30 protein-coding genes are annotated in these 26,296 nt (G+C 46.2%); 10 read left to right on the top strand and 20 right to left on the bottom strand.

Translation table 11 applies throughout. From position 1 onward, the window contains the following. Positions 1 to 8: 8 nt before the first annotated feature. From X965_RS11115 to X965_RS11080, 8 genes are read right to left on the bottom strand one after another with little or no spacing between them, the layout of a single operon-like run. The gene (locus X965_RS11115) at positions 9 to 791 is read right to left on the bottom strand and encodes a hypothetical protein (protein ID WP_036418152.1); all 783 of its coding nucleotides are present in this window, start codon (positions 789 to 791) and stop codon (positions 9 to 11) included. A gap of 32 nt (positions 792 to 823) precedes the next feature. Beyond that, a complete protein-coding gene (locus X965_RS11110; protein ID WP_004234815.1) occupies positions 824 to 1,204 on the bottom strand; it encodes a hypothetical protein in 381 nt (126 codons plus the stop codon). After that, positions 1,185 to 2,477 (bottom strand): type III secretion system ATPase SctN, encoded by a 1,293-nt coding sequence (gene sctN / locus X965_RS11105; RefSeq protein ID WP_036418100.1) that lies wholly within the window; start codon positions 2,475 to 2,477, stop codon positions 1,185 to 1,187. Before sctN ends, X965_RS11110 begins: the two co-directional genes overlap by 20 nt. A gap of 2 nt (positions 2,478 to 2,479) precedes the next feature. Continuing rightward, positions 2,480 to 2,890 (bottom strand): hypothetical protein, encoded by a 411-nt coding sequence (locus tag X965_RS11100; RefSeq protein WP_004234812.1) that lies wholly within the window; start codon positions 2,888 to 2,890, stop codon positions 2,480 to 2,482. Positions 2,891 to 2,912: 22 nt separating this feature from the next. Beyond that, a complete protein-coding gene (locus X965_RS11095) occupies positions 2,913 to 4,973 on the bottom strand; it encodes an EscV/YscV/HrcV family type III secretion system export apparatus protein (RefSeq protein ID WP_004234811.1) in 2,061 nt (686 codons plus the stop codon). A 22-nt stretch (positions 4,974 to 4,995) separates the two neighbouring features. Next, a complete protein-coding gene (gene sctW / locus X965_RS11090) occupies positions 4,996 to 6,048 on the bottom strand; it encodes a type III secretion system gatekeeper subunit SctW (RefSeq protein ID WP_004234809.1) in 1,053 nt (350 codons plus the stop codon). A 1-nt stretch (position 6,049) separates the two neighbouring features. Then, entirely contained in the window at positions 6,050 to 7,675 is a 1,626-nt protein-coding gene (sctC, locus tag X965_RS11085) for a type III secretion system outer membrane ring subunit SctC (protein ID WP_036418098.1), read from the bottom strand. Continuing rightward, complete coding sequence (locus tag X965_RS11080; protein WP_223302421.1) at positions 7,659 to 8,246, bottom strand: helix-turn-helix domain-containing protein; 588 nt, start codon at positions 8,244 to 8,246, stop codon at positions 7,659 to 7,661. Before X965_RS11080 ends, sctC begins: the two co-directional genes overlap by 17 nt. 255 nt (positions 8,247 to 8,501) lie before the next feature. Between X965_RS11080 and X965_RS11075 the strand changes: the two genes are divergently transcribed. The 7 genes from X965_RS11075 to X965_RS11045 are packed head-to-tail and all read left to right on the top strand — an operon-like array spanning position 8,502 to position 12,487. Next, positions 8,502 to 9,533 (top strand): hypothetical protein, encoded by a 1,032-nt coding sequence (locus X965_RS11075; RefSeq protein ID WP_036418095.1) that lies wholly within the window; start codon positions 8,502 to 8,504, stop codon positions 9,531 to 9,533. 15 nt (positions 9,534 to 9,548) lie between these two features. Then, complete coding sequence (locus tag X965_RS11070; RefSeq protein ID WP_004234804.1) at positions 9,549 to 9,812, top strand: hypothetical protein; 264 nt, start codon at positions 9,549 to 9,551, stop codon at positions 9,810 to 9,812. Positions 9,813 to 9,871: 59 nt separating this feature from the next. Continuing rightward, positions 9,872 to 10,177 carry a hypothetical protein gene (locus X965_RS11065; protein ID WP_032099017.1) on the top strand — a complete coding sequence of 102 codons (306 nt, stop codon included), beginning with the start codon at positions 9,872 to 9,874 and terminating at the stop codon, positions 10,175 to 10,177. Continuing rightward, entirely contained in the window at positions 10,177 to 10,914 is a 738-nt protein-coding gene (sctJ, locus tag X965_RS11060; protein ID WP_036418093.1) for a type III secretion system inner membrane ring lipoprotein SctJ, read from the top strand. The genes X965_RS11065 and sctJ overlap by 1 nt, the downstream gene beginning before the upstream one ends. Further along, the gene (locus X965_RS11055; protein ID WP_004234800.1) at positions 10,907 to 11,470 is read left to right on the top strand and encodes a hypothetical protein; all 564 of its coding nucleotides are present in this window, start codon (positions 10,907 to 10,909) and stop codon (positions 11,468 to 11,470) included. The genes sctJ and X965_RS11055 overlap by 8 nt, the downstream gene beginning before the upstream one ends. Then, complete coding sequence (locus X965_RS11050) at positions 11,451 to 12,050, top strand: hypothetical protein (protein ID WP_004234798.1); 600 nt, start codon at positions 11,451 to 11,453, stop codon at positions 12,048 to 12,050. Before X965_RS11055 ends, X965_RS11050 begins: the two co-directional genes overlap by 20 nt. A gap of 23 nt (positions 12,051 to 12,073) precedes the next feature. Next, positions 12,074 to 12,487: a hypothetical protein gene (locus X965_RS11045; protein ID WP_036418091.1), complete on the top strand. Its 414-nt coding sequence runs from the start codon at positions 12,074 to 12,076 to the stop codon at positions 12,485 to 12,487. A 175-nt stretch (positions 12,488 to 12,662) separates the two neighbouring features. Here the strand turns inward: X965_RS11045 and X965_RS11040 are convergent, their stop codons facing one another. The 5 genes from X965_RS11040 to potA form a co-directional block, all read right to left on the bottom strand. Further along, positions 12,663 to 12,839 (bottom strand): helix-turn-helix domain-containing protein, encoded by a 177-nt coding sequence (locus tag X965_RS11040; RefSeq protein ID WP_004234796.1) that lies wholly within the window; start codon positions 12,837 to 12,839, stop codon positions 12,663 to 12,665. Positions 12,840 to 14,164: 1,325 nt separating this feature from the next. After that, the gene (gene potD / locus X965_RS11035) at positions 14,165 to 15,208 is read right to left on the bottom strand and encodes a spermidine/putrescine ABC transporter substrate-binding protein PotD (protein ID WP_004234795.1); all 1,044 of its coding nucleotides are present in this window, start codon (positions 15,206 to 15,208) and stop codon (positions 14,165 to 14,167) included. A gap of 217 nt (positions 15,209 to 15,425) precedes the next feature. Next, a complete protein-coding gene (gene potC, locus X965_RS11030; protein WP_004234794.1) occupies positions 15,426 to 16,208 on the bottom strand; it encodes a spermidine/putrescine ABC transporter permease PotC in 783 nt (260 codons plus the stop codon). Beyond that, complete coding sequence (gene potB, locus X965_RS11025) at positions 16,205 to 17,065, bottom strand: spermidine/putrescine ABC transporter permease PotB (protein WP_004241187.1); 861 nt, start codon at positions 17,063 to 17,065, stop codon at positions 16,205 to 16,207. The genes potC and potB overlap by 4 nt, the downstream gene beginning before the upstream one ends. Beyond that, on the bottom strand, positions 17,049 to 18,164 hold the full coding sequence (potA, locus tag X965_RS11020; RefSeq protein ID WP_004234784.1) for a spermidine/putrescine ABC transporter ATP-binding protein PotA: 1,116 nt from the start codon (positions 18,162 to 18,164) through the stop codon (positions 17,049 to 17,051). Before potA ends, potB begins: the two co-directional genes overlap by 17 nt. 415 nt (positions 18,165 to 18,579) lie before the next feature. On the opposite strand from potA, the gene ahpC reads away from it, so the two are divergent. Further along, entirely contained in the window at positions 18,580 to 19,143 is a 564-nt protein-coding gene (ahpC, locus tag X965_RS11015; protein ID WP_004234783.1) for an alkyl hydroperoxide reductase subunit C, read from the top strand. Positions 19,144 to 19,215: 72 nt separating this feature from the next. Then, positions 19,216 to 20,790, top strand: a complete 1,575-nt coding sequence (ahpF, locus tag X965_RS11010) for an alkyl hydroperoxide reductase subunit F (RefSeq protein WP_036418089.1) — start codon at positions 19,216 to 19,218, stop codon at positions 20,788 to 20,790. A gap of 51 nt (positions 20,791 to 20,841) precedes the next feature. Here ahpF and yidZ read toward each other — a convergent pair whose 3' ends face one another. Then, complete coding sequence (gene yidZ, locus X965_RS11005) at positions 20,842 to 21,807, bottom strand: HTH-type transcriptional regulator YidZ (protein ID WP_004234780.1); 966 nt, start codon at positions 21,805 to 21,807, stop codon at positions 20,842 to 20,844. Further along, positions 21,800 to 22,984: an MdtL family multidrug efflux MFS transporter gene (locus tag X965_RS11000; protein WP_004234779.1), complete on the bottom strand. Its 1,185-nt coding sequence runs from the start codon at positions 22,982 to 22,984 to the stop codon at positions 21,800 to 21,802. The genes yidZ and X965_RS11000 overlap by 8 nt, the downstream gene beginning before the upstream one ends. A gap of 446 nt (positions 22,985 to 23,430) precedes the next feature. Here X965_RS11000 and X965_RS10995 point away from each other — a divergent pair, with 446 nt between their 5' ends. After that, entirely contained in the window at positions 23,431 to 23,832 is a 402-nt protein-coding gene (locus X965_RS10995) for a hypothetical protein (RefSeq protein ID WP_036418088.1), read from the top strand. 49 nt (positions 23,833 to 23,881) lie between these two features. On the opposite strand, the gene X965_RS10990 is transcribed toward X965_RS10995, so the two are convergent. The 5 genes from X965_RS10990 to X965_RS10970 all read right to left on the bottom strand — a co-directional run bounded on the left by X965_RS10990 (position 23,882) and on the right by X965_RS10970 (position 26,114). Beyond that, on the bottom strand, positions 23,882 to 24,220 hold the full coding sequence (locus X965_RS10990; RefSeq protein WP_004234764.1) for a tetratricopeptide repeat protein: 339 nt from the start codon (positions 24,218 to 24,220) through the stop codon (positions 23,882 to 23,884). A gap of 37 nt (positions 24,221 to 24,257) precedes the next feature. Then, positions 24,258 to 24,728: a polymer-forming cytoskeletal protein gene (locus X965_RS10985; protein ID WP_004234762.1), complete on the bottom strand. Its 471-nt coding sequence runs from the start codon at positions 24,726 to 24,728 to the stop codon at positions 24,258 to 24,260. Between the two features lie 175 nt (positions 24,729 to 24,903). Then, entirely contained in the window at positions 24,904 to 25,044 is a 141-nt protein-coding gene (locus X965_RS10980) for a hypothetical protein (protein ID WP_223302422.1), read from the bottom strand. Positions 25,045 to 25,150: 106 nt separating this feature from the next. Further along, a complete protein-coding gene (locus tag X965_RS19755; RefSeq protein WP_225310128.1) occupies positions 25,151 to 25,453 on the bottom strand; it encodes a hypothetical protein in 303 nt (100 codons plus the stop codon). Between the two features lie 352 nt (positions 25,454 to 25,805). Continuing rightward, positions 25,806 to 26,114 carry a helix-turn-helix domain-containing protein gene (locus X965_RS10970; RefSeq protein ID WP_004241177.1) on the bottom strand — a complete coding sequence of 103 codons (309 nt, stop codon included), beginning with the start codon at positions 26,112 to 26,114 and terminating at the stop codon, positions 25,806 to 25,808. Positions 26,115 to 26,296: the final 182 nt, after the last annotated feature.

The raw sequence follows: 26,296 nt of genomic DNA, 5'->3' as shown, positions 1-26,296 counted from the left end.
TCATCCGCTTATATTATATCAATATTATCAATTCCGTTTATATTTACTGCTGATTTCAGTCGTCGCTTCAGGGATTCTGAATATGTTTCTAATTTAAACCCTCCCGGATTATCTCTGTAAATATGAACCGGTTCCGGTGGCTGATATTTCTGTCTGAAATGATAAGAGCAATAATAATCAGCTCTGCTGTACGCCGGAGATAACGCATTTTTCTCCGTATGGTAAACGAACAGGGGTATTTTTTCCTGAGTACCTCTTCCCTGTTCATAATGCCGCAATGGCTGATTTTTTACTTCCGTCTTTATCCCCGGAGGCGGATGGTTCAGAAAAAACGGTATTTCCGGTAACTCAGTTGTTGCACTGCCCGCCGGTATCTTTTCTTCTGCTGAGATATCAGCGCCTGAATAATCTTCCTCCTCTGCCGGAACGTTTTTTGGTTTATCCGCTGATAGCATGTTATGTGAGATATCACCGAAAGGTTCCGTGGCGACATTATCCCTGAATATACTGTTCTTTATTTTATTATTTTCCGGATATACCAGTATAACATCATGAACTTTCCGGTGATGATTGCTATGATTTTTTATCATCCCCCCGGGATATAATATATCGCCATGATAACATTTATCATCATACGGACAGAACAGTGAATAAATCACCGGGATAGCACTGTCATGTTTATTTTCTTTTTTATTTTTTGTCATTCCGGATAAAAAATCAGTCACCCGTTGATTAACATGACCTTCCGGAAAATCTTGCTCAGCTTCCAGGCAACAACGATTAATATTCATTACAGCGTCCTGCTTATATTTAAAAAATAAATTCATTGTTTATTATATTGTTCAAACTTAATAAGTTTCTTTCTCAGATTATTTATTGTTTTATTACTCTCAGCAATATCATCCGAGATTTGCGCCAGCTGAAGGGATGATTCATCCACTCTGGCACGGACATCCGGGATCTGTTTACGATAGATTGCCTGTTTGCGCCTGAGTTCATTCAGTGCGGTGTACGATAATAATCCGCGGCATTCAAACTCAAGGATCTGCTGTTCTAATCCTTTGATTAACAACAATAGCTTATCTTTATTTTCCTGTTCCTGCCGGTAGCGCTGGTGCAGCTGTGCCAGTGCCGCCCGGACACAGCGCTCTTTCAGACTGAAATGCGCGATCAGTTGCTGTAATTCATTGTGTGAGCTGTTCAAGTAATCTGCCTGTTTCATCCGCCGCAACGGATTCCGCCGGTGACTGACACAAAAAATGGCGCATCGGCAGAGTGAGCTCAACCGCTTTATCATTCTCCGCATTCAGCCCGGGTTTATATTCTCCTAGCTCCACCAGCAGTTTCAGCTCATTCTGTTTCGCCAGCAGTGTCCGGAAATGCCCGGCAGCCGCCAGATGCTGCGGTGAAACAATCTGTGACATGACACGGCTGATGCTGGCCGGGATATCAATCGCCGGATAGTGATTCTGCATCGCCAGTCGCCGGGAGAGATAAATATGTCCGTCGAGAATGGAACGGACTTCATCGCCAAAGCCGTCCGGCTCATTCTCGCTATCAAGTAAAACAGTATAGAAAGCCGTGATCACGCCGGTTTTCGTCGCCCCCGGGCGCTCCAGCAGTGCCGGTAACTGCTCAAATACCGATGCCGGATACCCCAGCCTGACAGGAACTTCCCCGGCACTCAGTGCCACATCCCTTAACGCCCGCCCGTAGCGTGTCAGTGAATCAACAAAGAGGATCACCTCTTTCCCCTCATCACGGTAATATTCCGCCAGTGAGGTTGCCACCAGCGCCGCATTACAGCGGTCAACCGCCGGTTTATCGGATGTCGAGCAGACCAGGATACATTTTGCCGCCTGCGGGCTGTTGCGCAGTTCATCAATCAGTTCGGTCACTTCCCGGCCGCGTTCGCCAATCAGGGCTATCACAAAAATATCGGCTTGCGCATGCTCAATCAGCATATTCATCAGCACGGTTTTACCGCAGCCGGCACCGGCAAAAATCCCCAGCCGCTGGCCTTTTCCGCAGGTCAGCAGAGCATCAATGGCTTTCACACCGGTCGGCAAAATCTCCGTGATACGCTGCCGGGAGAGCACATCCGGCGCCTCACCGCTGACGGGGCGGATGATACTCCGGTTATCCGGCTCTGTTATCTCACTCAGACGGGCCAGGGTATTACCGGACGGATCAATCACCGAGCCCGGAATTTGCGGTGTGAATGTCAGTGTTACTGCACTACCCGTCGGTGCGATAACCGTTGTCAGTGTCAGCCCGGCGGCCTGTCCGATCAGACTCAGCAGCGTGTTGTGTTCATTAAAGCCCACCACCTGAGCCCGGCCGAGCAGTACGCGACAGGTAACATCCTGCCATAACAGACAAATTTCCCCGATAAAGACATCCGGCAACGGCGCTTCCAGATAATACCCGCGGATATGCACCGGAAATGCCCGCTGACTGAGCAGTGCATTCAGCATCGTCAGCCTCTGAGGATCAGTGTGTGACACTGCTGACTGAGGCGGACAAACTGATCCAGCGCCTGCACAAAAGGTTCCGCGCCGCTGACAGCATTGTGACTGAAACATCCGACCAGCTCCGCACCGTTATCTGTCTGCCGCAGCGCCGGTGAGCCCGGATAAAACAGAGGGGCGGGTTCTTCTGTCAGAATATCCAGCAAACCGCCTTTTACCTCCGGCCGCAATGCCGGTAAATCAGTCTGCAACGGCGTCCAGATAACCGGATATTCATCAACCACCGCAATATGAATGACCTGCTGTTCCCCCAGCGATAATGAGATTGTTGAATGATTATCGAGTGAGCTGCCTTCCGGCACCAAATCACCGCGTCCGATAAGCTTCATTCCTTCTGTAACCAGTGTTGCAAGATCCATCTTCAGTTTCCTTGTTATAACATTAAACAGAGTCAATCACCGACACCTGCGCCGACGGAACAATTTCAGAAAATGACAGCACGGCAATACCCGGATAGTGCATTTCAGTCAGTTTCCGGACAAAGCGGCGGACATCCATTGCCGTCAGGAAAACAATATCCCGCCGGTGCCGCAGCGGCGTCATCACCAATGACATCGCATCATAAAAATGATCCAGCTGCGCCGGTTCGAGATTGATAAAAGTACCTCCGGCAGACTGGCGGATCCCCTGACGGATCATCTCCTCCAGCGGGTTTGACAGCACCACCGCCCGCAGGACCTGATCACAGGCAAAATGCGCTGAGATGTAACGGGCAAGATGGCTGCGGACGTGCTCAACCAGTACCAGCGGATCTTTTTCTTTCTGCCCCCACTGCACCAGTGCGCCGAGGATAATTTTGATATTACGGACAGAGATCTGCTCAGCGATAAGCCGCTGAAAGACATCCGCAATACGCTGAACAGATAAATAGCGGTAACACTCTTTCAGCAGCTCCGGATATTTATTCTCAATATTATCCAGCAATGTTTTGGTTTCCTGGATGCCAAGCAGCTCCTGAATATTTTGTGTCATTATCCGGCTGAATTCATTGAAAAATACCATAACACCGGATTCTGTTCTCATGCCGGCTGCCCGGCATATCTCATCGTGTTTTTTATCCGTCCAGACGGTTTTCTCCCCGCCTTCCGGCTCAATCACGAATGGTTCAATATCCAGTGACTCAAAGGCATCATTTATTTCTGTCACTTTGTATTTATCCGGATAGCTGTAAATCACACCGGACTGAATCTCATTAATTAAGATCACCGATTTATTTTCCGGTATCTCACGGCTGTAATTGATAATGATGCCGGGTAAAAAGAAACCGAAACGGAAGGCAAATTCCTCCTGCAACCATGCCGTCATCTTCTGTTTTTCAAACATAGCCTGATAACAGGTGTGGAGGGTGATAATCAGCGGAATCGCTTCATTATTTTCCGCCGTCAGTCCGCGCGGCGCAAAATCCCCCGCAGACGACGCAGATACCGCCGGAGAACGGCTGTCAGAGCGGCTTTTTGCCGGATCAGATGCCTGCTTCTGCTTATTTTGTCTGAGGCGCATTCCGTAAAACAACAGCAGCCCGGCAGCCAGCAGACCGAAAACACCAGCCGGAAACCCCGGCAGCATTCCCATACACAGCGCCAGAACAGCGGTCACTATCAGGGTAAAATCATGGGAAAACAGCTCCCTGACAATATTGGCCCCTAAATTCTGATTGGTGCCGCTGACCCGGGTGACAATAAACCCGGCGCTGATGGCAATCAGCAACGCCGGGATCTGTGCCACCAGGCCATCCCCGATCGTCAGCAGTGTGTAAGTACTCAGCGCTTCACTGAACGGCATCGACATCTGCGCAACACCGATACCAATTCCGCCGGCAAAATTCACAAAAATGATGACAATTCCGGCGATTGCATCCCCTTTGATAAACTTCATCGCGCCGTCAAACGCACCGTACATCTGACTCTCCTGCTCCAGCTCTTTCCGGCGTTTGCGCACCTCTTCATTATCAATCAGGCCGGATTTCAGATCTGCATCAATACTCATCTGCTTGCCGGGCATACCGTCGAGAGAGAAACGTGCCGCCACTTCCGCCACACGCTCCGACCCTTTGGTGATGACAATAAACTGCACCACGGTGACAATGGCAAAAATCACAAATCCGACCACAATATTTTCGCCGATAACAAATTCACCGAATGACTGAATGATATTCCCGGCATCCGCATCCAGCAGGATCAGACGGCTGGTACTGATGGACAGCGCCAGCCGGAACAGTGTGGTGATCAGCAAAAGTGCCGGGAAAGAGGTAAACCCCAGAATCCGGGTGATATAGAAAGAGAGCAGTAACATCAGGATGGAAATAACGATGTTCAGCCCGATCAGAAAATCGACCAGCATTTTCGGCAGCGGAATGATCAGCATAGCGATCACCATCACCATAATCAGCAGTACCGCGATCTCCGGCCTGCTTTTGATCGCATTAATAAAAGTTGTCAGCATAGCAATCCATTGCCGGTGAAAGTTATAAGATATTAATAGTTTTGCTCATAAGGGCTTTCAGAAAAGAAACCACCTGCTCTTTGCCTGTTTCCGGCAGAAAAAGGACATCCGGTATCTCACCAAAAATCACAATCAGGCGCTGTAAAATAAGCGGTCTGTTTTTGTCATTTTCTGCCGCCGCCAGCAACGATTCTGTTTCTGACTGAAATGCATCCGGATCACCCAAGCCTGAAATCAGCAGTTGATTCAGCCGCTGCTCATCCGCCAGTACCGGTTCCGCGCAGTTCAGAGACGTAATTTTCTGATGAAACATATCATTCAGGGAAATCAGCTGATTCAGGGTATGCAGACGGGTTGTCAATTCCCCGAACTCACTGTGATGGCTGCAACTGGGCAGTGCTGCCGCCATATCACACACCAGCGAGTCACGGACATAACACAGCAGGCTTCTGACCCGGCTTTTCCGGTACTGCTCCAGCCACACTTTCCACAGATACAGTATGTCGAATTTCCAGCTGATATAACTGCGGTATACCATTCTCAGCTGCGCGCAATCCAGTAGTGTTACCGGTACATACTGGCGGATTTTCAGTGCGATATTGATCCCTGCGCGGGTTTCCTGTGCAAATTCTCCGTGGAGTAACTGCTCAATTTCTGCATCAATTTCGGCGGCTTCCTCCGCAGAAAACGGCAGTTTGCGCAACAGGGAACGCAGTGCCATGACATAATCACTGGGATCCGGAAATAAATTGCGCACATAATCGAGAAACTCACGAACTGAGCGCCCGGAAGCAGCAAACCACTTAACGACCCGGTCCAGTTTTGTTTCCGCACCCTCAGCACTGTTTTTCTGCTCTGATGCCGGTAACTGGCTGATGTGATCCTCTTTTCCGTACTGCCGCCGGTTAAATTGTGACAGTGCCATGGCCATATCATCCATCACATCCATCATCTGCTCGGCATGGTTTTCCGTCTGGTTTTCCGCCGGGCGCTGTTCTGCTGCAGCATTATTCTGCTGTTTCTGTGGTGCCGCAAACGGACTGAACACCGGTGCGCCGGGTAAACCATTTATCATATCAATAGTCCTGCTTCAGTTTTTGAATCATCTTAATACCTTGTTTATTCTTATAATTAAATGGAATATGTCCGGTAATTTCTGTATCGCTGAAAAAATCCTGTTGCAGAATACGGGGCTGCAACAAAAAAAGCCGGACCATTTTTTCTGTCTTCACTGATTCAAACTGAAACAACCGCCCTGCCAGCGGGATATCACCCAGCAGCGGAATTTTATCGTTATGGCGATGGGTATTTTCCCGCGTGTAGCCGCCAATCAGCAGTGTATTTCCCTGTGCGACCCTGGCTATTGTGCTGATATTCGTGCGGTTAATCACCGGCAGGGCATCTTCACCGCCTGCTCCGTCAGCGTCCTTTTTCTGTGCGCCGTCTTCAAGCTCAATAATCATCTCCACGGATTTCCGCTGATTGGCGATCCGCGGTGTCACACTCACCTTTGTGCCGTAAGTGATGCTTTCCAGAGATGATGTTCTCTCGCCCTGTAACTTACTGTAAAATGTGGTGTTATTATCAAAAATCGCCGGGGTGTTATCCTGAGTCAGAATAATCGGACGGGACACCATATTGGCTTGTCCCTTTGCGGACAATGCTCTGATCTTGCTGAAAAAAGAAAAACCGGTGAACTGATTAAGCTCACTGAAATTAAAAGCCACTTTCATTTTTCCTGTACCGTAATCTGCCTGCCAGTTGATCCCCAGCTGGTCAGCTTCATTTTTTGATACATCAATAATCCACAGTGATAACTCGATTTGCGGTTTGGCAGTATCCAGTTGTCTGATCAGCTGATTGATTAAGTGCAGTGCATTACGGTTCCCTTTTAACAGCAGGCTGTTTTCCCCCTGCAGCGGCACAATCCGCACCCGCTCACCGCCCAGCCAGACAGTTTCAGCCGGCTGAATATCGTCCTGTCCAGCATCCTGCGGTACCAGTCCGGTTTTTGCCGCAGGTCCGGAATCCAGTAACTCCCGCAATGCGGACGCCACTCCCGGGAGTATCAGGCTTTTCCCCCGTGAGGTAATTTCCCGGTCCTGCACAAAACTATGTTCCAGCTTAACCAGCTGAATATGCTCATCTTCCTGCGTAATTCCCTGCTCCTGTACACTGTACTGTGCCTCCAGTGCGTCCGCCGCAGAACGGATCAGTGCCAGATAGCGCGGGGGAGCCGTTACATACAAAATCCGCTGCTGCCGGTCAGATGTCAGCGGGTATTGCGCATCAAACAGCCCGGTTTGTTTCAGAAAAGTCGTCAGTTCATTGCGGGTTACCGCATTCAGCGTCAGCATAGAAGATTCAACTTCATTGCTGCTGTAAATATAGAGTGTGCGGTTTTCCAGGTATGACACCAGCGCCATGGTTTTCAGCATCTGCGACAGCGCCGCCTGCGGATCGGATAAATCAAAAGTGCCGGAGATCTTCTTCTTTTTCACCGCATCAGACGAAATAATTATGACATCCAGCTTTCCTGCCAGCGCATCAAAAAAATGATCCAGCCGTGTTTCTTTCGCTACATACTGCGCCTGTTGCGGCGGTTTTTTTTCGTATAACAGTGTTTGTTCCGCCATGACCGGCAAAGAAAACAGGCAGAAAAAAAGGCAGAACACCCCCCCGGTGCTATTTTTTAACCGCATGATTTAAATTCCTTATTTTCCGGGGAGACATGCCAAATAATATTTTGATTTCATTTGAGAAATGCGATGCCGAGCAGTAGCCGTTATCTGCCGCGATCCGGGTCAGTGAATGCTCTTTTACCAGGATATCCAGCACTGATGCCACGCCGCGCCAGTGACGTAACTGGTATTTACTCTGATTGCCGATATAGCGCTGGCACAGGCGTCTGAAGTGAGTACCGGATAACCCGTAACGCTGACTGATATCCCTGATATTACTGTTTTTGCAATCCGCTGCGCTGATCAAGTGTTTCACCAGCCAGTAATGCTCAGAGTGGCGCAGTGTATTAAAAAATGTTTTTATTACACTATTTTCATTCAGTATTTCACAGACAATCCGGTATTCCGGATTATCTGCATCCCCCTGAACCGGAAAAATAATCTCATAATCAGGACAAACCTTGTTATCCGCAACTTCATTATTATCTGCCCGGGATAAATGATAATGGCAATCTATAAATGCCAGTAGTTTTATACATTTCGACAGCGGAAAGCAGTAGTCAGCCTGACTGTTTTCTCCGCATCCATTCACTTTGTATATATCATTATAAATATATATCTGACTTTCCTTTTTCATATAAATTAAACCATCCTTGTATCAGCATAGATAATAACTATCTGTAAAACAGCAAACTGTTACTGAACGAACTAAAATTTAGTGATGAATTTAAGACATTACACTATCTTTTACTACCATTTTTTTATAAAACTAACTACCATTTGAATACCAAGAATACACTATAAATTTAAATTATTATACTTATGATTTAATGACCGGGATACACTGATGCAAAACCTTTATACCCTGATAACAATTTCCGATAAGGAACCAAAGGAAGAAATAACCATTCCCTCCGGAAGATACTGCATCAACAGTACAATTAACCATGACGACGACCTGATTAACCTGAATCTCACAGGTGCAGAACCACTGCCTGAAAAAACAGAAGCAGAGTTATATGAAAACAACTATCACGTCTCTTTTAAAACCTGTGATGGTGAATTAGTAATACAAGAAATCAATTATAACGCCCCCTTTATTTTTCAGGGGAAAGTCCTTTTCGCCATAAAAAAACAACAGGATAAATGGCGTAAAAACATCATGTTATATGAAAAAACGACAAAGCGCGCTGTCCCGCGCTATCTTCTGTCTGTAATACTTCTGTTATTTATCATACCGGTAACCGGATTTATGCTCTTTCAGTACGATAGCAATAAAAATGGGAATCCGGCTAATATAGATAGCAAAAATATTATAAGTCAGTACATTAAAGACAATAATTACATCATTAACGGAAATAACATTCTTATTTTATCCTCTGATGAAAAATTAATTAATATCATCAGAAATAAAATGCCTAGCTATAAAATTCATATAATAAATAAATCAAAATTAAAAATAAATGATGGTGATATCATTCTGACTCATGATCTTTATCATAAAAAAGAGATTACATATATACACCGCGATGATAAAAAAAAACCATTAATCATCCCGGATATATTCAGAAAAGACATTGCCATACAATATTTTTCATTCGATGACATAATCAAGTTAATAAATAACAGATTCAGCCACCTGTTAATCAGATACTCTGTGAAAAAATCGGGTAACAACATTATCATTTATGGCGAAAAAAGGAGAGATAAGGAAACAGATAATATTATAAAGGATATCAATACCACGATATTCTCAGCACCGGGAAACACGCTGGTAAAGTACAGGGAAATGCCATACCGTGATACACCGCCGGGAGTATATGGCTCAGTAAATTATATTCACCTGTCTGATAGTCATACACAATTCACCTCTGACTAATAAATAAGGATATTTATGCCTGATATAGCAAATAAAAATGATGCAATAACATTTACCACCCTGCTAAAACAATTCAAATCACCGATTCATGAAGATAATGTGAAACTGAATACGCTGATGAATAATTTACAGTCTGGCAATAAAGACACGGCCAATGCCTACGATATGGCAATGCTGCAGGCCTGTTCCTCATCGCTGAATATAAAGTGCTCGGCACTTTCAGCAATGATCCGCCAGCATAAAGAAAACCTCTCAACACCAATCGGCAATATGCGCTGATTTATGACGTAAAAATGGCAGGTTACCCGCCTGCCATTAACCATAACAAGGATTGTATGATGTCATCATTTAACCGGATTTTACCTGTCACAACGATCACCGGGATCACTGAATTACTGGCCGATCTCAATGACCGTGAGCAGTCAGCTCATCAGAATTTGATATTACCGGGAACCGCAAAAAAAGACCTGCGCCGGAAAACACAAGCACTGAACACGGGAAAAACAGCCCCGGCCACCAGTGATGTCATGATGATGCTGGAAAACCAGGCCGTAATGGCCAAATGGCATACCGAGATCAGTTTTTATTCCCGTATGCTGCATCTGACCCTGAATGCTGCAGATACCGTAATTAAAGGTCAGTGATGCACAAGATAATATTTATATTAATAATAAGCGGAATAAGTCTGCTGCTCGGCGGCTGTAAAGAAGGTACGATTCTGTCGTCGCTGAATCAGCGTCAGTCGAATGAAGTGCTGGCTGCACTGCATAAACACCAGATTCAGGCAGTAAAAGTCCCGCAGGGAAAAGGGCTGTTTACCATTTCAGTACCGGAAGAGCAGAGCCGTCAGGCCATTCATATTTTGCAGGAATATCACCTGCCCAGTAATGAGCGGATTGAGATTGCCGGGATCTTTCCGTCAGATTCACTGATTGCCTCTCCGCAGTCAGAAAAAGCCCGCCTGATTTCGGCCATTGAACAACGGCTGGAGCAATCGCTACTCTCATTTGATGCGGTTACCGGAGCCCGTGTTCACCTCAGTTATCCGCTGTCCGGCCCGGGAAACTCCCGGAAAAAACCGGAAACACCCCGCGCCTCTGTGCTGATCTACCATTCCGGTATTGAAGATGAAACACAATTCACCCGGGATATTCAGACATTTGTGATGAATGCCTTTAACGGGCTGACCGAAGAAACCGTTTCTGTCCTTCTGTATCCCGGGAAACCGGTTATTGATCTGCCGCCTCAGCCGGAAGCAGCCGGACTGTCCCCGCTTTTTCTGCTGTTTCCGGCAGGAATAATGCTGGCAGCGGCCGGTTATTTCTGCCGTGCACAATTACGGGCATTTCTGATGCGGCGGAAGGCAAAACAGCATGAATGACCGGTTTGATATACAGGGCGCGGTCACGCGGGTGATGTACCAGCCGGCGGATTATCTGCACAGCAGCCGCTTATTCAGCGGATTGCCGCCGGCAGCACAATCGGCGTCTTACCGCAGAATGCAGAACGCAGCTATTATGGATCACTACCGGCTGCCGCGTGAGAGGGATTTTGATCTGTTCTCCCCGCTGGTTATCCCGCTGATGCGCCACTGGCAGCAGCTTCCGGCCGTCAGCTGTTACCTGGATATGTTCATCCGCCATGCTTATGGCCTGCCGGATAATACCGTGCCGGATTTATCACAACAGGCATTTTTATCTCTGAGCCCCGTACTGCCACTGCCGGAGTGGCCACAAGCAGACAAACAGCCGGATATTCCGGCAGTCCTGCCCGGCCAGATTGCCATGACACAGTTATTATCCGGTTTTTCTCCTGCGCTGGCAGCCCGCTTTCAGCTGATGACGGATGCATCCTTGTCACCGGCAGACATCCGGCTTCCGCATCTGCCCGATTCACTTTTACCTTTGGTATTACATTATGTGCCGTTCACTGCCTGATTCCCTGCTGTCACATATCAGACACGGTGTGCTGATTAAAGATCGCCATGTCTCTGCCCTCTGCCGCCTCAGTAACCTGACCCGGCAGGCAAACCAGCACGCTGCCCGCCTGATAAAACAGGCGGAAGATACTGCAGAACAACATCGCAAAACCGGATTTGATGCCGGTTTTCAGCAGGGGCTGGCACAGACGATGCCGGAACTGATGCGTGTGGTGAATGAGTATAAATCTGTCATTCACCAAAACCTCGCCGTTGCAGTTTCCGGTCTGGAAAAAGAGCTGACTGCATTTTTTGATGATACAAAAATACGTTTTCAGCTGATTCATCAGTTGCTTGAACAGTTTGCCGCGGAGAGTGAATGTGAATTAATCCTGCCGGCTGAGCTTAAAAAAGAAATGACTGAATATCCGGATTTCACTGTACCGGTTTCTTTTCATTTCAGTCGTAACATCATATTACGTACCGGAAAAAAATTACTTTATCTGACACCGGAAACGTTTGCCCGTGAAAAAATAACACAAATAAATGCCCGTGTTGTTCCGGATAGCCCGGCGGATATCTCCGGTGAATATTTATAATTATACAAAAAAGGACAATAAATATGAGAACAGAAATGACAGCCGGAAAGGCGGATATTAACCCTGACGAAAATAATGAAAAATCCAAACGATTGCATGACTGGCTTATAACTAATTATAATAAAAAGGAAGATATTTATCGGGGAATGGAGTTAGTAGGTATTGATGGCTACAATACCGGAAATAATATACAAGAAAAAATAAAGTTATTAATTACTGTTGAAAATAAGTTAATTAAAAATCCGGAATATTCTGATACGGAAATGTGCAAATCAGTAAGCCAGGTTGGCGGCGAAGCTGTGAACTATTATGCCTTTTACCAACAATACCTTCTTAAGATGGTGAATCAAAAACAGCTGGGATTAGCACCAGATGTACTTTCCGCTGATTTTGACCAGAATAATAACAAAGATGACTGGCTTACTGCGTTTAGCTGATAATGCCTGTCGTATCAGAATTGATAACAACAGAAAAAATATCTTGATTTAAATAAATTGTTTGCCGTTCAGTAATACTGTTTCTGCTCTGAACTGATTTGAACGCATGTTCATGCGGATGTTCTGATGCTTCAGCTTTACCACTGAGGAACCATTCGACCGGTGCATATAATAATTAATATAATTCAATAAGATGATGCAGACTGATTTTACTGACACCGCGTTCGTAACGGTTAAATTGCTGCTGACTGATATTCAGTTTTTGCGCTAATTTAACCGTAACAATCCCGAGTTCTTTACGTCTTGATTGGATTCTGTGGCCTAAGACTGCATAAAAGTCGGAAGTTTCCATAATGTCTGCCTATTTTCTCTATAAGTCGTGAATTCAATTAAGTAAAATTACTTAAAAGATATATTTTTTATATATTAAAATTTCAAATAAAAACAAAGTATTTCTCGCGAAATACTAAAAGTTATGAATAATTTCGTTTTAATTATGACGTAATATTTAAATTTAGTTTAATATCGATGTCATACTTCACAAAAATTTCATTACATCTGTCAGGGATAAACCGATTTATCTGAACTTCAGTAAGAATGCTTAACCAGGTTTATCTATTTAACTAATTAAAAAATTAAGCGCCACAGAAAAACGTGAGAATCTTTATTACGATATCAAAATTTAAAATCACTCTGCATATTTAAGACTATTCCCTAAACAAAATAAGACCAGGATTACTAACTAGTCACATAAAGATAAGTAATTTTTTTTGGTAAAATCACTTAGTCATTTTGTGATTAATCGTTGCCCTGTCTTTTTTTATGCTATCCGTAGCATCAACCGAAATAATGAGAGAATGTAAATCAGGATGTCTGATTATATACTAATCCATCCGTTAACTATGATTCCTTGATCCAACCACATAAAAAGCGAAACAGATCACATATAACAAAATATCTTTCATTGCCTTACATCAATTCAGCGATATCCATCACACCCTAATCGCCATTATGCCTAAAACACCAGCTATATGACGAAAAAAGACTCAGCGACTGACCAATCCGCCATCCGAAGGATGAATTGATTGAAAAACCAGTAATAAATAATGGTATTTATAATTACCCATTTACACATTACTTAGTCACTTTCGTAATTATAATCATCTAATTATTTTTAGATAGGCATCAGTTATGCTGCCCGGAGAAAAAACCATTAAAATCTGACATTCACAGTGAGTAAGTGTTTCATGCTACAGCATGAATATTTTATTTTAATTTCAAGTTTTTATTCTCAACAAAAAAAGATATCCAGCATGATATTGCAGCCTCATTGTTGCATTTTGTAACCTGCTTGTTGTATTTGTAATTTTTTATTTGTTAATCTTCACATCACTTTTCGCTTAAACCAGGATAACTTAAATTGGCACCCTTATACATCAATGCATTAGATAATAATTGAATTAAAACAATTAGTTGAAATGATTACAAATCTACATTGTGACAGGTGTCATTTATGTTTTTCTATAAACCGCTTTATTGATTCAATCACTGTTTAATAATTAAAAACATTTTTGTTTAGCTGCTTATATATCATTACAATGAAATCATTTTGGTTATGTCACTTTATTGCAGGCATAAAAAAAGCACCCGAAGGTGCTTTTTTTATCGTCAGTAACATTAACGACCGGCTTTCAGCTTCTGATAATAGCTTTCATAAAGCACGCTGGCGTCACCCACATCATCCTGCCACTGCCCTTTGCGGATAGTTTCCTCATCCGGATAAAGTGATTTGTCATTCACAATCTCAGCCGGGAGCAGTTTTTTCGCCGCCAGGTTCGGGGTCGGATACCCGATAGTCTGTGCGACCTGTGCCGCAATTTCCGGACGCAGCAGGAAATCAATCAGCTTATGTGCGCCTTCCGGATTTTTGGCATTAGCCGGGATAGCCAGACTGTCCATCCAGAAGATACCGCCTTCCTCAGGCCAGACAACATCAATATTCAGGCCGGACTGACGCGCCACATAAGCGGAGCCGTTCCAGATCATCCCGACATTCACCTCCCCTTCCATAAACGGGTTGGCCGGGTTATCGGAGTTAAACGCTAAAATATTCGGACGCAGTTTTTGCAGCTCTTTATACGCCTGCTCAATTTCAGCCGGGTCGGTGGTATTTGCTGAATAACCCAGTTTGCTCAGGGCAATCTGGAACACTTCGCGGGCATCATCGGTCATCAGCAGGCTGTTTTTGTACTCCGGTTTCCACAGATCGGCCCAGGAGGTCACAGATGACGGATCTATCTCGTCACCGTTAATCCCGATAGCAGTTGCCCCCCAAATATACGGGATCGAGTAATCATTTTCAGGATCAAACGGTTTGTGCAGCAGATTCGGATCCAGATTATCAAAGTGACTCAGCTTTGATTTATCGATCTTCTGCAGCATCCCCTCGTGACGCATTTTGGCGACAAAATAGGTTGAAGGCACCACCAGGTCATAAGCCCCGTCTTTGTAGGTCTTCAGTTTGGTGTACATGCTTTCGTTGGATTCATAGGTGGAGTAAATCACCTTGATTCCGGTCTCTTTGGTAAACTGCTCTAATAACCCCGGCGGAACATATTCCGTCCAGTTATAGAAATAGAGTGTTTTACTGTCATCTGCTGATGCTGAACTCAAGCCCGCTGCCAGAATACCGGCACCAAGCAGTAAGGACCACTTTTTCATTTCAGTGTTTCCCTCAACCCGGGTTAATCAGTGAATATCACAGGCGGTAACGCCCCCTTTATTAATTAAGCAGAGCAATTATAAAAGCGGAAAAGCGGGGGGTAAAGCAACGATTACGTCATAAAACGGTAACAGAATTGAAAATTCTGCGGCAATACGGGATTATTCACAAAATAAACCGGCGGATCCGCTGAAGACCGCGCCGGTAACAGAAAGGTTACTGCTGTTTGTGTGAGCGGTCACGCAGCACAAGCTGACTGATGATGACCATAAACAGCGAAAGTGCCATTAAAATCGTGGCCAGCGCATTCACTTCCGGTGAAACCCCGACTTTTACCATCGAATAGATTTTCAGCGGCAGAATTTCATAGCTCGGCCCGGTAACAAATGAGGAAACCACCACGTCATCCATCGACAGGGTAAAGCTCAGCAGCCAGCCCGCAATCACCGCCGGTAACGCCAGCGGCAAAATAATCTTGCGCAGAATGGTAAATTCCCCGGCGCCCAGATCCCGTGCCGCTTCCAGCATTTTCACGTCAAAATCTTTCAGCCGCGAATAGACCGTGACCACCACAAACGGCAGGCAGAAGGTAATGTGCGAGAACAACAATGACCAGAAACCGAGCGACACCCCGAGGATCATAAACAGTACCAACAGGGAGATTGCCATCACGATATCCGGTGACATCATCACCACAAACAGCATGCCGCCGACAAACGGTTTTCCTTTGAACCGGTAGCGGTACAGTGCCACCGCTGTCAGTGAACCGATAACCGTGGCAAATGTGGCAGACAGAATCGCCATCGTTAGTGAATGACCCGCCGCCTGCAACAGGCTGTCATTATTGACCAGTGTGCTGTACCAGTCAGTCGTGAACCCCTGCCAGTTGATCCCGAAACGGGATGAGTTAAAGGAGTTCACAATCAGAATGACAATCGGGATGTATAAATAAGCATAGATGATGGTCATAAAACCACCGCGTAACAGGCGTCCTATCATTCCAGTTCACCCTTCTTATTTAACATTTTTGCCGCACGGTAATAGACATACAGCAGCAGCCCCATCGCTGCGGTCAGGAAAATGCTGGTTGCCGCGCCAAACGGCCAGTCACGGATGTTCAGGAACTGGCTTTTTATCACGTTCCCAATCAGCAGGTTTTTCGCCCCGCCCATCAGATCCGCCACATAGAACAGCCCCATCGCCGGTAACAGTACCAGCAGACAACCGGCGATAATACCCGGCATGGTCAGCGGCAGAATAATGCGGAAGAAGGTCTGACATTTATTTGCCCCCAGATCCCGCGCCGCTTCCAGATAAGATTTGTCGAGCTTTTCAATACTGGAGTAAAGCGGCATCACCATAAACGGCAGCAGAATATAGATAAGCCCGAGCACCACCGCTTCAGAGGTATACATCAGCTTAAAGGGTTTATCGATAAGTCCGGTCCATAATAAAAACTCATTCATATAGCCGCGCGTGCTGAGGAATATTTTCAGCCCGTAAATGCGGATAAGCGAGTTTGTCCAGAACGGAACTATCAGCAGGAATAACATCAGTGGCCGGTACTTCTGCGGCATCCTTGCAATAAACGCCGCAAAAGGATAGCCGATCAGCAGGCAGCAGACCGTGGCAATCACCGCCATATTGAACGAGTGCAGCATTACCTGTGCGTACATCGGGTCAAACAAGCGGCGGTAATTGTCGAGGGTAAAGACCATATCGACCAGATTCGCGTCATTGCGTGTCAGGAAACTGGTGCCGATGATCATCAGATTGGGCAGGAAAACAAACAGCAGTAACCAGGCGACAATCCCCGTGATCACGATAGTCTGGAATGGTTTACGCGTCATTTTCATCGCCCAGCACCACCTCCCAGCTTTCGACCCACGTCACCGCAATCTTCTGATTCAGTGAGTGATCCACATCCGGATCATCCTCATTAAAGAACTCACTGACCATCACCCGTTTGCCGTTTTCCATCTCCACTTCGGAGTCCAGCGTCATTCCTTTATAGTTGCGCTCGCGGACATAGCCGATAAGCCCGGCAATCGGCTCATTATCATGGATCTCTTCAACGCGCAGATCCTCCGGACGCAGCAGCACATGCACCCGCTGCCCCGGTGTGACATCCAGGGTGGTGTAAATATCACACTCGTGCCCCTCGACATTTGCGCGGATCCGCTGTTCATCGATCCGGTGCAGAACATCCGCATCAAAGATATTTATCTCGCCGATAAACTGCGCCACAAACAGGTTTTTCGGCTCTTCGTAGATTTCACGCGGTGTGCCGTCCTGCTCGATCCTGCCGTCACGCATCACAATGATACGGTCAGACATGGTCAGCGCCTCTTCCTGGTCATGGGTGACAAACACAAACGTGATCCCCAGCTGACGCTGAAGGGCTTTCAGTTCACTCTGCATCTGTTTGCGCAGTTTGTAATCCAGCGCGGAGAGGGATTCATCCAGCAGCAGCACTTCCGGTTTATTCACCACCGCACGGGCAATGGCAACACGCTGCTGTTGTCCGCCGGAAAGGTGACCCGGTTTGCGCCCGGCGAAATCTTCCAGCTGCACCATTTTCAGGGCTTCTTCCACGCGCTGTGTGATTTCATTTTCCGGGGTTTTCTGCATGCGCAGCCCGAACGCGACGTTTTCAAAGACCGTCATGTGCGGAAACAGGGCATAACTCTGGAAAACAGTGTTGATATGGCGCTGTTCAGCGGGGATATGGGTAATATCCTGGTCGCCGAGCATAATAGTGCCTTCATCCGCATCCTCAAGCCCGGCGATTAACCGTAAAACCGTGGTTTTACCGCACCCGGACGGACCCAGAATGGTGACGAACTCACCATGATTAATTGTGAGGTCGAAATGCTTAATTATGTTCTTGTCATCAAAGCTTTTGCTCAGCCCTTTCAGGGTGACAAGTGGTGTCAGAGAGGTTGTCTCAGTCATTTATGCTATTCACTCTATCCCGGAGGTCATGCAGATAGAACCGTAACTGAAAAAAGACTGTTAAAGCAGATTGGTCTACTTATGGCCAATGCCCAAAACCAGTTACGCCGTCAAAAAAAGAAGAGGGCATAATAAACACAGCGACCTTAAAATGAAAGCTGAAACGTCATCACGCCACTAATTTTTTGTTCATCTTTATTCATACATATCTTAACAATCATCCCCCTGATTGAATGCATTTTCAAACAGGAATGCGATCTTATTGTCCGTGCGCAATATCTGCCGTTTTGGCGCTGTAAACTATTAAAATAAACCCATCGTTAGATAAAACCTATCACATCGATAGCAGCAAGCCATTGGCTTCCCCGCGTAGCTTCCCGTATTGTTATTTTCAACGAAACAGGAGGAATCATCTATGTCTTTAATTAATACCCCAATCAAACCTTTCAAAAACATGGCATTCAAAAACGGTGAATTCATCGAAGTCACCGAAAAAGACACCGAAGGCAAATGGAGCATTTTCTTCTTTTATCCTGCTGACTTCACCTTTGTCTGCCCGACTGAGTTAGGCGACCTGGCTGACCATTACGACGAATTCCAGAAAATGGGCGTGGACATCTACTCTGTCTCCACTGACACCCATTTCACCCACAAAGCATGGCACAGCAGCTCAGAAACCATCGGCAAAATCAAATATGCCATGATCGGTGACCCGACCGGCGCACTGACCCGTAACTTCGAAAATATGCGTGAACTGGAAGGTCTGGCTGACCGCGGTACGTTCGTTGTTGACCCGCAGGGTATCATCCAGGCGATTGAAATCACCGCTGAAGGTATCGGCCGTGACGCATCTGACCTGCTGCGTAAAGTAAAAGCGGCTCAGTATGTTGCCAGCCATCCGGGTGAAGTCTGCCCTGCAAAATGGAAAGAAGGTGAAGCGACTCTGTCTCCGTCACTGGACCTGGTCGGTAAAATTTAAGACCCCCTCTCCGTCTTCTTTCTTATTTACTGTTATCGGGTGCATTGCACCCGATTTTTTAAGGGAATAATCATGCTCGATAACACAATGAAAGCGCAGCTTAAAGCGTATCTCGAAAAATTAACCCGTCCGGTTGAGCTGGTATCAACCCTTGACGACAGTGCTAAGTCCGGTGAAATCAGGACATTATTACAGGAAATCGCTGAGTTATCGCCGAAGGTTACCGTTCGCGAAGATAACAGTGCTTCTGCACGTAAGCCGTCATTCCTGATTGTAAATCCGGGACAGACTCAGGGTATCCGCTTTGCGGGCTCCCCGCTGGGTCATGAATTCACCTCACTGGTGTTAGCACTGTTACAAGTCGGCGGTCATCCGTCGAAAGAAGCACAGGAATTACTGGATCAGGTGCGTAATCTGGAAGGTGAATTCCATTTTGAGACCTACTATTCACTGTCATGCCATAACTGCCCGGATGTGGTGCAGGCACTGAATCTGATGGCGGTGCTTAATCCGGATATCACACACACGGCCATTGACGGCGGTCTGTTTCAGAATGAGATCTCCGAACGCAATATCATGGGCGTGCCGGCGGTTTTCCTGAATGGCAGCGAGTTCGGTCAGGGCCGTATGACACTGGCGGAAATCGTCAATAAAGTCGACAGCAATGCCGGTAAACGTGCAGCCGATGCGCTGAATCAGCAGGCGCCGTATGAAGTGCTGATTGTCGGCAGCGGCCCTGCCGGGGCATCCGCTGCCGTGTATGCCGCCCGTAAAGGGATCCGTACCGGACTTATCGGTGAGCGTTTCGGCGGCCAGGTGCTGGATACCGTGGATATTGAAAACTATATCTCCGTGCCGAAAACCGAAGGCGCAAAACTGGCGGCGGCACTGAAAGTGCATGTGGAAGATTACACTGCAGATGTGATTGATAACCAGAGCATCACCGCACTGATCCCGGCCACAGAACAAGGCGGCCTGCATCAGTTACAGACCGCGTCCGGTGCGACTCTGAAAGCGCGCAGCGTCATTATCAGTACCGGTGCCCGCTGGCGTAACATGGGCGTTCCGGGCGAACAGGAATACCGCACCAAAGGGGTAACTTACTGCCCGCACTGTGACGGCCCGCTGTTCAAAGGGAAATCTGTGGCGGTGATCGGCGGCGGTAACTCCGGCGCGGAAGCGGCTATCGACCTGGCCGGTGTGGTGGAACACGTCACCCTGCTGGAATTTGCCCCGGAACTGAAAGCCGATGCGGTGTTACAGCAGAAATTACGCAGCCTGGCAAACGTGGATATCATTGTGAATGCACAAACCACCGAAGTGCTCGGCGACGGCAGCAAAGTGACCGGTTTACAGTACAAAGATCGCGTATCCGGTGAGCTTCACACACTGACACTGGCCGGGATTTTCGTTCAGATTGGCCTGCTGCCGAATACGCAGTGGCTGAAAGGAACACTGGATCTGAACCCGATGGGTGAGATTGTGGTCGATGCCCGTAACGAAACCAGCATTAAAGGGGTGTTCGGTGCCGGTGACTGTACCACCGTGCCGTACAAACAAATTATTATCGCGGCAGGCGAAGGGGCCAAAGCATCACTCAGTGCCTTTGATTACCTGATCCGCACCAGTACCAGAACCGCTGAATAGTCCGCTGTTCAGTTGTTGTACCCAAAGGCATCCGGGGGCGGATGCCTTTTTTTATTCTCCGGTAAACGCCGCCACACTCTGCCGGATTTGTTCCCGCAGCCAGCGGGTTTTCTGATTATGCGCGTTGCGTTTATGCCAGAGCATCAGAAACGGAATATCCAGCTGCCGGTAAAATGATTCCTCAAACGGCAGCGGGCGGCACTCCAGATCCAGCTGAAATTTCGTCACATAGTGGCGGCAGTAGCCCGGTGCACAGGTGATCAGTTCATGTCCCGGATGCGCGGCCATCTGCAATGATTGTTCAAAAGAAGAATAAGAGAGCCGGATCTGCCGCGAATAACCGAGATCATGCAGCAAATCATCCAGCGCCCACGGGATCCGGTTAGCATATTCCGTACTGATATGCGGGTATTTGATCAGATTACTGATTGTCCACGCCTCACTGAGCAGCGGATGTCCGCGCCGGATAAACGCCAGCGGCCTGTCTGTGAACAGCAGATCAAAATTGACAATATCCGGGATCGCGCTGATGCTCTCCCGCGACTTCGGGTAGCTTTCACGCCCGAGCAGCCCGATATCCGCCTCTCCCGCAATCACCTCACTGAGTGAGTTATAATCCCAGTCACGGATACTGACCGCCGACTCCGGATAGTGATTCAGGATCGTGACCGCCAGATCATGCAGCATGATCAGGTTCAGCGGTTCTTCCATCAGCAGACGGAACTGAACCCCTTTCGGGTTATCGCTGTCGCGGATCTCCGCCACTGATTTGGCAGTATGCAGAAATTCCGGCAGCACGCCTTCGAGACGCAGCATCAGCGGTGTCGGTATTAACCCCTGCGGACTGCGGATAAACAGCGGATCATCAAACCAGGTACGCAGTTTGGTCAGCGCTTTACTGACCGCCGAAGGGGTCACTGCCAGCCGGGCCGCAACCAGGCTCACGCTCCGCTCTTCCAGCAGATACTGGAGGATGATAAGCAGATTTAAATCGAGGCGGTGCAGTGATTTATTCATAAAGCGCCCGGCGGTTTCCGCTGCTGACAGGATATCGTCTCAGTAATATCGCACCCGCCAACGCGGTTGTCAGCAGAATAATCAGCAGCATTGCCACCGCGCCGGTTTCCGCGGCGGCCATCAGCCGGATATAGAGTGAGGCAAAACTCAGTTGGGCAATGGCCAGCACAGAACTGGCCACACCGGCACGTTTTGCAAACGGCGACAGCGCCTGACTCATGATAATCCCGAACATCAGTGAAAAGCCGGCACCGCACAAGCCAAACACAATAATCAGTATCAGCGTGTATTCCGCACCGGACAAAAATATTCCCAGCAGCGCGGCATTGAGCAGGAACAAGCCCAGCGCGGTATATAAAATGGCATCACTGCTGAAGGCAGCGATAATTTTCGGCATGGAAAAAGAGACACTCATGCTGACCATGGCAAGCAACGCCATCGCCGCTGAAAACTGACCGGATGTAAATTGCATTTGTCCCATCAGAATAATCGGCGATACATTCACATAAGTCAGGATCACGCCCATTCCCAGGCAGGAAATCACCAGTCGTGTCAGGAAAAAAGCATTCAGAAAACCTTCCGGCTGTTCGTCTCCGGCTGCTGCCGCTGTTTCCGCCGTGTGTTTATCCGGCCGGGTCTCTTTAATAAAGAACAGACAGAAAATAATGCTCACCAATGCATAGCCCGCAGAAAAGTAAAACATCACAGACCAGTGAAAATACAGCAGGATAAGAAAACCAATTACCGGCGCCAGCACCGGCGCAATACAGGTAATTCCGTTCATCATAGAGAGGATTTTTGTCCGTGCCGGGCCGGGAAGGACATCACGCAGCAGGGCAAACGTCACCACATAGCAGAACCCGGCACCGGCGCCCTGGGCAAAACGGGCGCCGAGGAAAAACCCGGTGGTGACAGCGGACCCGGCAGCCACCGAAGCCAGACAAAAAATAACGGCACCAGCCAGTGCCACAGGTCTGCGCCCGATATGGTCAGCACACCATCCGGCAATCAGCATCATGGCCGCCATTCCGGCAAGATATATGGAGAATGCTGTATGCAGCGAGCTTTCCGGGGCATTCAGATCCACGGCAATCTGCGGAATACCGGTCAGATGCAAATCCACCCCTAGCGGGTACATCAGCACAATCCAGAAGCTGAAAATCACATATTTAAGCATCACACTATCCCCGTCAGAAAGTCATCTGCGGGATTGTAACTATCTGTTTTTCCTTACCCTACTGATGATTGGTAAAAGGACGTTTTCCGTTTTGGAAAAGACTGTTTCCTGTCACGACATAACAGAGCACAGCGGGAACATATTTTTATTTACTCTGCAGGGAAATACCGGTTATATATATACTATGATGCTTATTATCACTCTTATAACGTGTATGTAATCATATCCTCTGCACCAGGAATTGCTTATATTGCGTTACGACAAATTTAATAATAAAAAACATAACCATTGTTTTATTTATTGCCAAAATACCCAATAAAAACACGATAATATTATGTTTATTTCGTCACACTCTATTCATATACAAACACCGCAGACATACTTTAATGTATAGCCCTCTCTGTTTTTAAAATCAGATACAATATATACCCGCCAGAGGAGTTATCATGCGTTTTAAAACATTAATTCTGATTTCGGGATTACTGACCACATTGTCCGGCTGTACCATCCCATCACGGCAAATGGCCTCTCAGCCCGCGCAACCTGCGGCCGTGCCGGTAAAACTGCTCCCTGCTCCGGCACAGAATTCCACCAGCGACAGCTGTATTGATGATATGTATCTGCTGCGTAAAACGAATGCCAATGATTACCGTGTATTATCCGGAAAATACAGTGAAGTGATGAATGAGTTTAATTTCCTGCGGGAAAATGAAAGCATCATGGACAATGATATTAAAATTTATATGAAAAACAGCCTGACGATAAAACTCGGGAAGGTATGCAGTGATATCAAACTGAGCGCATTCCGCTCAATCAAGAAAAAATCCAGTCTGAATGCCGGTTCATAAATAAAAAAGGCTTGCAGTTAATACAAGCCTTTTTAGTCTCTGTTTATTATCAGTCAGGGTTCTGTTCAATAATATCCAGGCAATACTCAGAAAACAGATTAAGAAATGCAAAATAGTTTTTTTCATTATAATACTGAAGCGCCAAAAAACGTTTTGCATCTGAATCGCCTTTTCCGGCCGCAATAAGCAAATAATACTTTCCCTTTTCAATATCTTTGTTCACACCGTAACGTCCGGTGAGATACAACGTTCCCAGTAAAAACTGAGCATTTGTCTCTCCCTGCCCTGCTTTTATACTCAGCAGCTCAACATTTTGCGGCGGCGTCCCCGCAGAACAAAGTAACGGGATAAAAAGCAGCGCTATCAAAATCCGGGAATATATTTTCATTTTTCCTTTATCCGTTAACAGTGTGCCGGGGTAAAGATTATTTTTGATTTATTGTCTTTTCTTTACCGGCAACAACGATATCAGGGTTTACTTTATTACTCTTATAGGGTTCGGACTGGCCGGTAAAACGCCCGCCTGTAATAATGGAAAATGCTTCAGCGCGGCACACACCATTAAGTTCGCCCTTTTGTAAAATTTCCGTATTTTTAGCACAGCAGGTGCCCATCATAAGACCATTGATTGAAACATGCTCCGCAGTCACATCACCTTCAATAACGCCTTTTTCCATAACGGAAACTTTAAAAGCCCCGGCATTGATATTCCCTTTCACTTTCCCGTATATTTCAATATTTCCCCCGGGAGTCATATCGCCGGTTATTTCACAGCCGGTTCCCACAATAGTAATACTTTTACCGGCTGGTTCATTTTTTACCGGTTCTGCTTTTACCGGTTCCGCTTTCATGGGTTCTGCTTTATCTTTTTTATCGTCTTGTCTGAATAATGCCATAAAAAAACGCCTTCCTGTTGTGATGAAAAATAATACAAAGAGAAGCAAAAAATAGATGCTCATATGAAAATACAATTTTCTCCCGGAAGAGATAATCGCTATCAGTACTCCTCCCCAGAGAAACCAGAGACTGTATAAATACAAATGTATTTTCATTCGTTCAGCGTCTTTATGCTTACTGGTATACCGGCACATCACTGATACAATTTATATTGATCTGGATATGCACACCATTCTCTTCATCGATATAAAACACGACGTTATCACCGTCATAGTGATATTTAATATCACAATCCTGTTTAACAAATTTTTTCATTATATTTGCCAAATCAGTTTTCATATCATCAAAAATCATAGTTCCTCCTGATGTTCAGGTTTAAAGTGACAACAAATACATCTGAACAGAACTGCATAAGATAAACCTATGGTTTCTCATCATAGATAACCATATAACTGCTGGTATTTAATAAGTTATTTTTTTGATTATTTTTCAGATCTTTTTCCAGGTCACCGCCGAATCCGGTTTGTACATCGTACCCGTTGTTATCGAAGAATGCCTGCCAGGCACCGGCGATCTCATCCGAGTAAAACTGATCACCGGATTCATCGCGCTGCACCGGAACCGCCGGTAATGTACTGAACACATCACTGTGCGGGATCCGGCTGCCGGGCGGCACTTTTCCGGCAGGCTCCGGCAGTGTGGTCAGATCCATCGGAAACGGCATGCCCCGTCTGCCGGATAAAAAGCGGTTTCTGAGATCATCCGGAGACACGGCGACAACTGCCCCTATACCCTCTATTGTTTCCGATATTACCGGCTCAGATTGTCTGACCACCGGTTTTGATGCAGAGGATACTGCAACTGAAACCGGAAAAATAAACGGTAAGGAAAACAGCAGATATAATCTTATTTTTTTCATATTAAATTTTTTATATGACATAAACATAAATATGTCCCGGTCCCGGATTTTCAGAGTTAATGATGATAAAATAATTTATCAATAAGTACCGACGATATCCCCATCATAATGGTTTTATGCATTATTTCTGTATAAATATACTTTATTATTGTTTAAATCATTTTCCGTAATCATTATAGTACGATTGTTCTATTCTTCCTTCATGCTCTCCGACCTTATGATGGTAATAGCTTCCTAATACCGAGAATAAATTATTAACATCGTTTGGTGTCATTTGAAGAGCAGCAAAATAGCGCATAAGCATATCCAGGTTAAAACAATTCACGCCTCTTTCATAACGGGAGATCTGTTGCTGACTGATACTTAAGATTTTTGAAAGTTCAATACCGGATAACCCGAGCTGTCGGCGTTTATTTTTAAGAGCCTGGCCTATTACGCTGGAAATAGGATGAATATTTTTAATCACAAATCCTCCTGACGACTACATTACACTCTGACTACTATTTATTATAAATAAAACAATATGCATTCTGTTTTATATGCCATGTGAAATAATGATAATCACTGAAAAGATAAACTAATATACTGCATGCCTGTTTAAGACACCTCCTTCTTCAGTTAAAAAAGATAAGCATGATAATACATTTT

It is taken from the genome of Morganella sp. EGD-HP17 (genome assembly GCF_000512315.2).
Taxonomy (GTDB): domain Bacteria; phylum Pseudomonadota; class Gammaproteobacteria; order Enterobacterales; family Enterobacteriaceae; genus Morganella; species Morganella morganii.
The sequence above is the reverse complement of the archived record's forward strand: the minus strand, read 5'-3'. Positions and strand labels throughout refer to the sequence as shown.

Bases quoted from the DNA above. Each gene is read 5' to 3' on its own strand.
- X965_RS11115 (WP_036418152.1), bottom strand. From the start codon at position 791: ATGAATATTAATCGTTGTTGCCTGGAAGCTGAGCAAGATTTTCCGGAA.
- sctN (WP_036418100.1), bottom strand. From the start codon at position 2,477: ATGCTGAATGCACTGCTCAGTCAGCGGGCATTTCCGGTGCATATCCGC.
- X965_RS11100 (WP_004234812.1), bottom strand. From the start codon at position 2,890: ATGGATCTTGCAACACTGGTTACAGAAGGAATGAAGCTTATCGGACGC.
- X965_RS11095 (WP_004234811.1), bottom strand. From the start codon at position 4,973: ATGCTGACAACTTTTATTAATGCGATCAAAAGCAGGCCGGAGATCGCG.
- sctW (WP_004234809.1), bottom strand. From the start codon at position 6,048: ATGATAAATGGTTTACCCGGCGCACCGGTGTTCAGTCCGTTTGCGGCA.
- sctC (WP_036418098.1), bottom strand. From the start codon at position 7,675: ATGCGGTTAAAAAATAGCACCGGGGGGGTGTTCTGCCTTTTTTTCTGC.
- X965_RS11075 (WP_036418095.1), top strand. From the start codon at position 8,502: ATGCAAAACCTTTATACCCTGATAACAATTTCCGATAAGGAACCAAAG.
- X965_RS11070 (WP_004234804.1), top strand. From the start codon at position 9,549: ATGCCTGATATAGCAAATAAAAATGATGCAATAACATTTACCACCCTG.
- X965_RS11065 (WP_032099017.1), top strand. From the start codon at position 9,872: ATGTCATCATTTAACCGGATTTTACCTGTCACAACGATCACCGGGATC.
- sctJ (WP_036418093.1), top strand. From the start codon at position 10,177: ATGCACAAGATAATATTTATATTAATAATAAGCGGAATAAGTCTGCTG.
- X965_RS11055 (WP_004234800.1), top strand. From the start codon at position 10,907: ATGAATGACCGGTTTGATATACAGGGCGCGGTCACGCGGGTGATGTAC.
- X965_RS11050 (WP_004234798.1), top strand. From the start codon at position 11,451: ATGTGCCGTTCACTGCCTGATTCCCTGCTGTCACATATCAGACACGGT.
- X965_RS11045 (WP_036418091.1), top strand. From the start codon at position 12,074: ATGAGAACAGAAATGACAGCCGGAAAGGCGGATATTAACCCTGACGAA.
- X965_RS11040 (WP_004234796.1), bottom strand. From the start codon at position 12,839: ATGGAAACTTCCGACTTTTATGCAGTCTTAGGCCACAGAATCCAATCA.
- potD (WP_004234795.1), bottom strand. From the start codon at position 15,208: ATGAAAAAGTGGTCCTTACTGCTTGGTGCCGGTATTCTGGCAGCGGGC.
- potC (WP_004234794.1), bottom strand. From the start codon at position 16,208: ATGATAGGACGCCTGTTACGCGGTGGTTTTATGACCATCATCTATGCT.
- potB (WP_004241187.1), bottom strand. From the start codon at position 17,065: ATGAAAATGACGCGTAAACCATTCCAGACTATCGTGATCACGGGGATT.
- potA (WP_004234784.1), bottom strand. From the start codon at position 18,164: ATGACTGAGACAACCTCTCTGACACCACTTGTCACCCTGAAAGGGCTG.
- ahpC (WP_004234783.1), top strand. From the start codon at position 18,580: ATGTCTTTAATTAATACCCCAATCAAACCTTTCAAAAACATGGCATTC.
- ahpF (WP_036418089.1), top strand. From the start codon at position 19,216: ATGCTCGATAACACAATGAAAGCGCAGCTTAAAGCGTATCTCGAAAAA.
- yidZ (WP_004234780.1), bottom strand. From the start codon at position 21,807: ATGAATAAATCACTGCACCGCCTCGATTTAAATCTGCTTATCATCCTC.
- X965_RS11000 (WP_004234779.1), bottom strand. From the start codon at position 22,984: ATGCTTAAATATGTGATTTTCAGCTTCTGGATTGTGCTGATGTACCCG.
- X965_RS10995 (WP_036418088.1), top strand. From the start codon at position 23,431: ATGCGTTTTAAAACATTAATTCTGATTTCGGGATTACTGACCACATTG.
- X965_RS10990 (WP_004234764.1), bottom strand. From the start codon at position 24,220: ATGAAAATATATTCCCGGATTTTGATAGCGCTGCTTTTTATCCCGTTA.
- X965_RS10985 (WP_004234762.1), bottom strand. From the start codon at position 24,728: ATGGCATTATTCAGACAAGACGATAAAAAAGATAAAGCAGAACCCATG.
- X965_RS10980 (WP_223302422.1), bottom strand. From the start codon at position 25,044: ATGAAAAAATTTGTTAAACAGGATTGTGATATTAAATATCACTATGAC.
- X965_RS19755 (WP_225310128.1), bottom strand. From the start codon at position 25,453: ATGCCGTTTCCGATGGATCTGACCACACTGCCGGAGCCTGCCGGAAAA.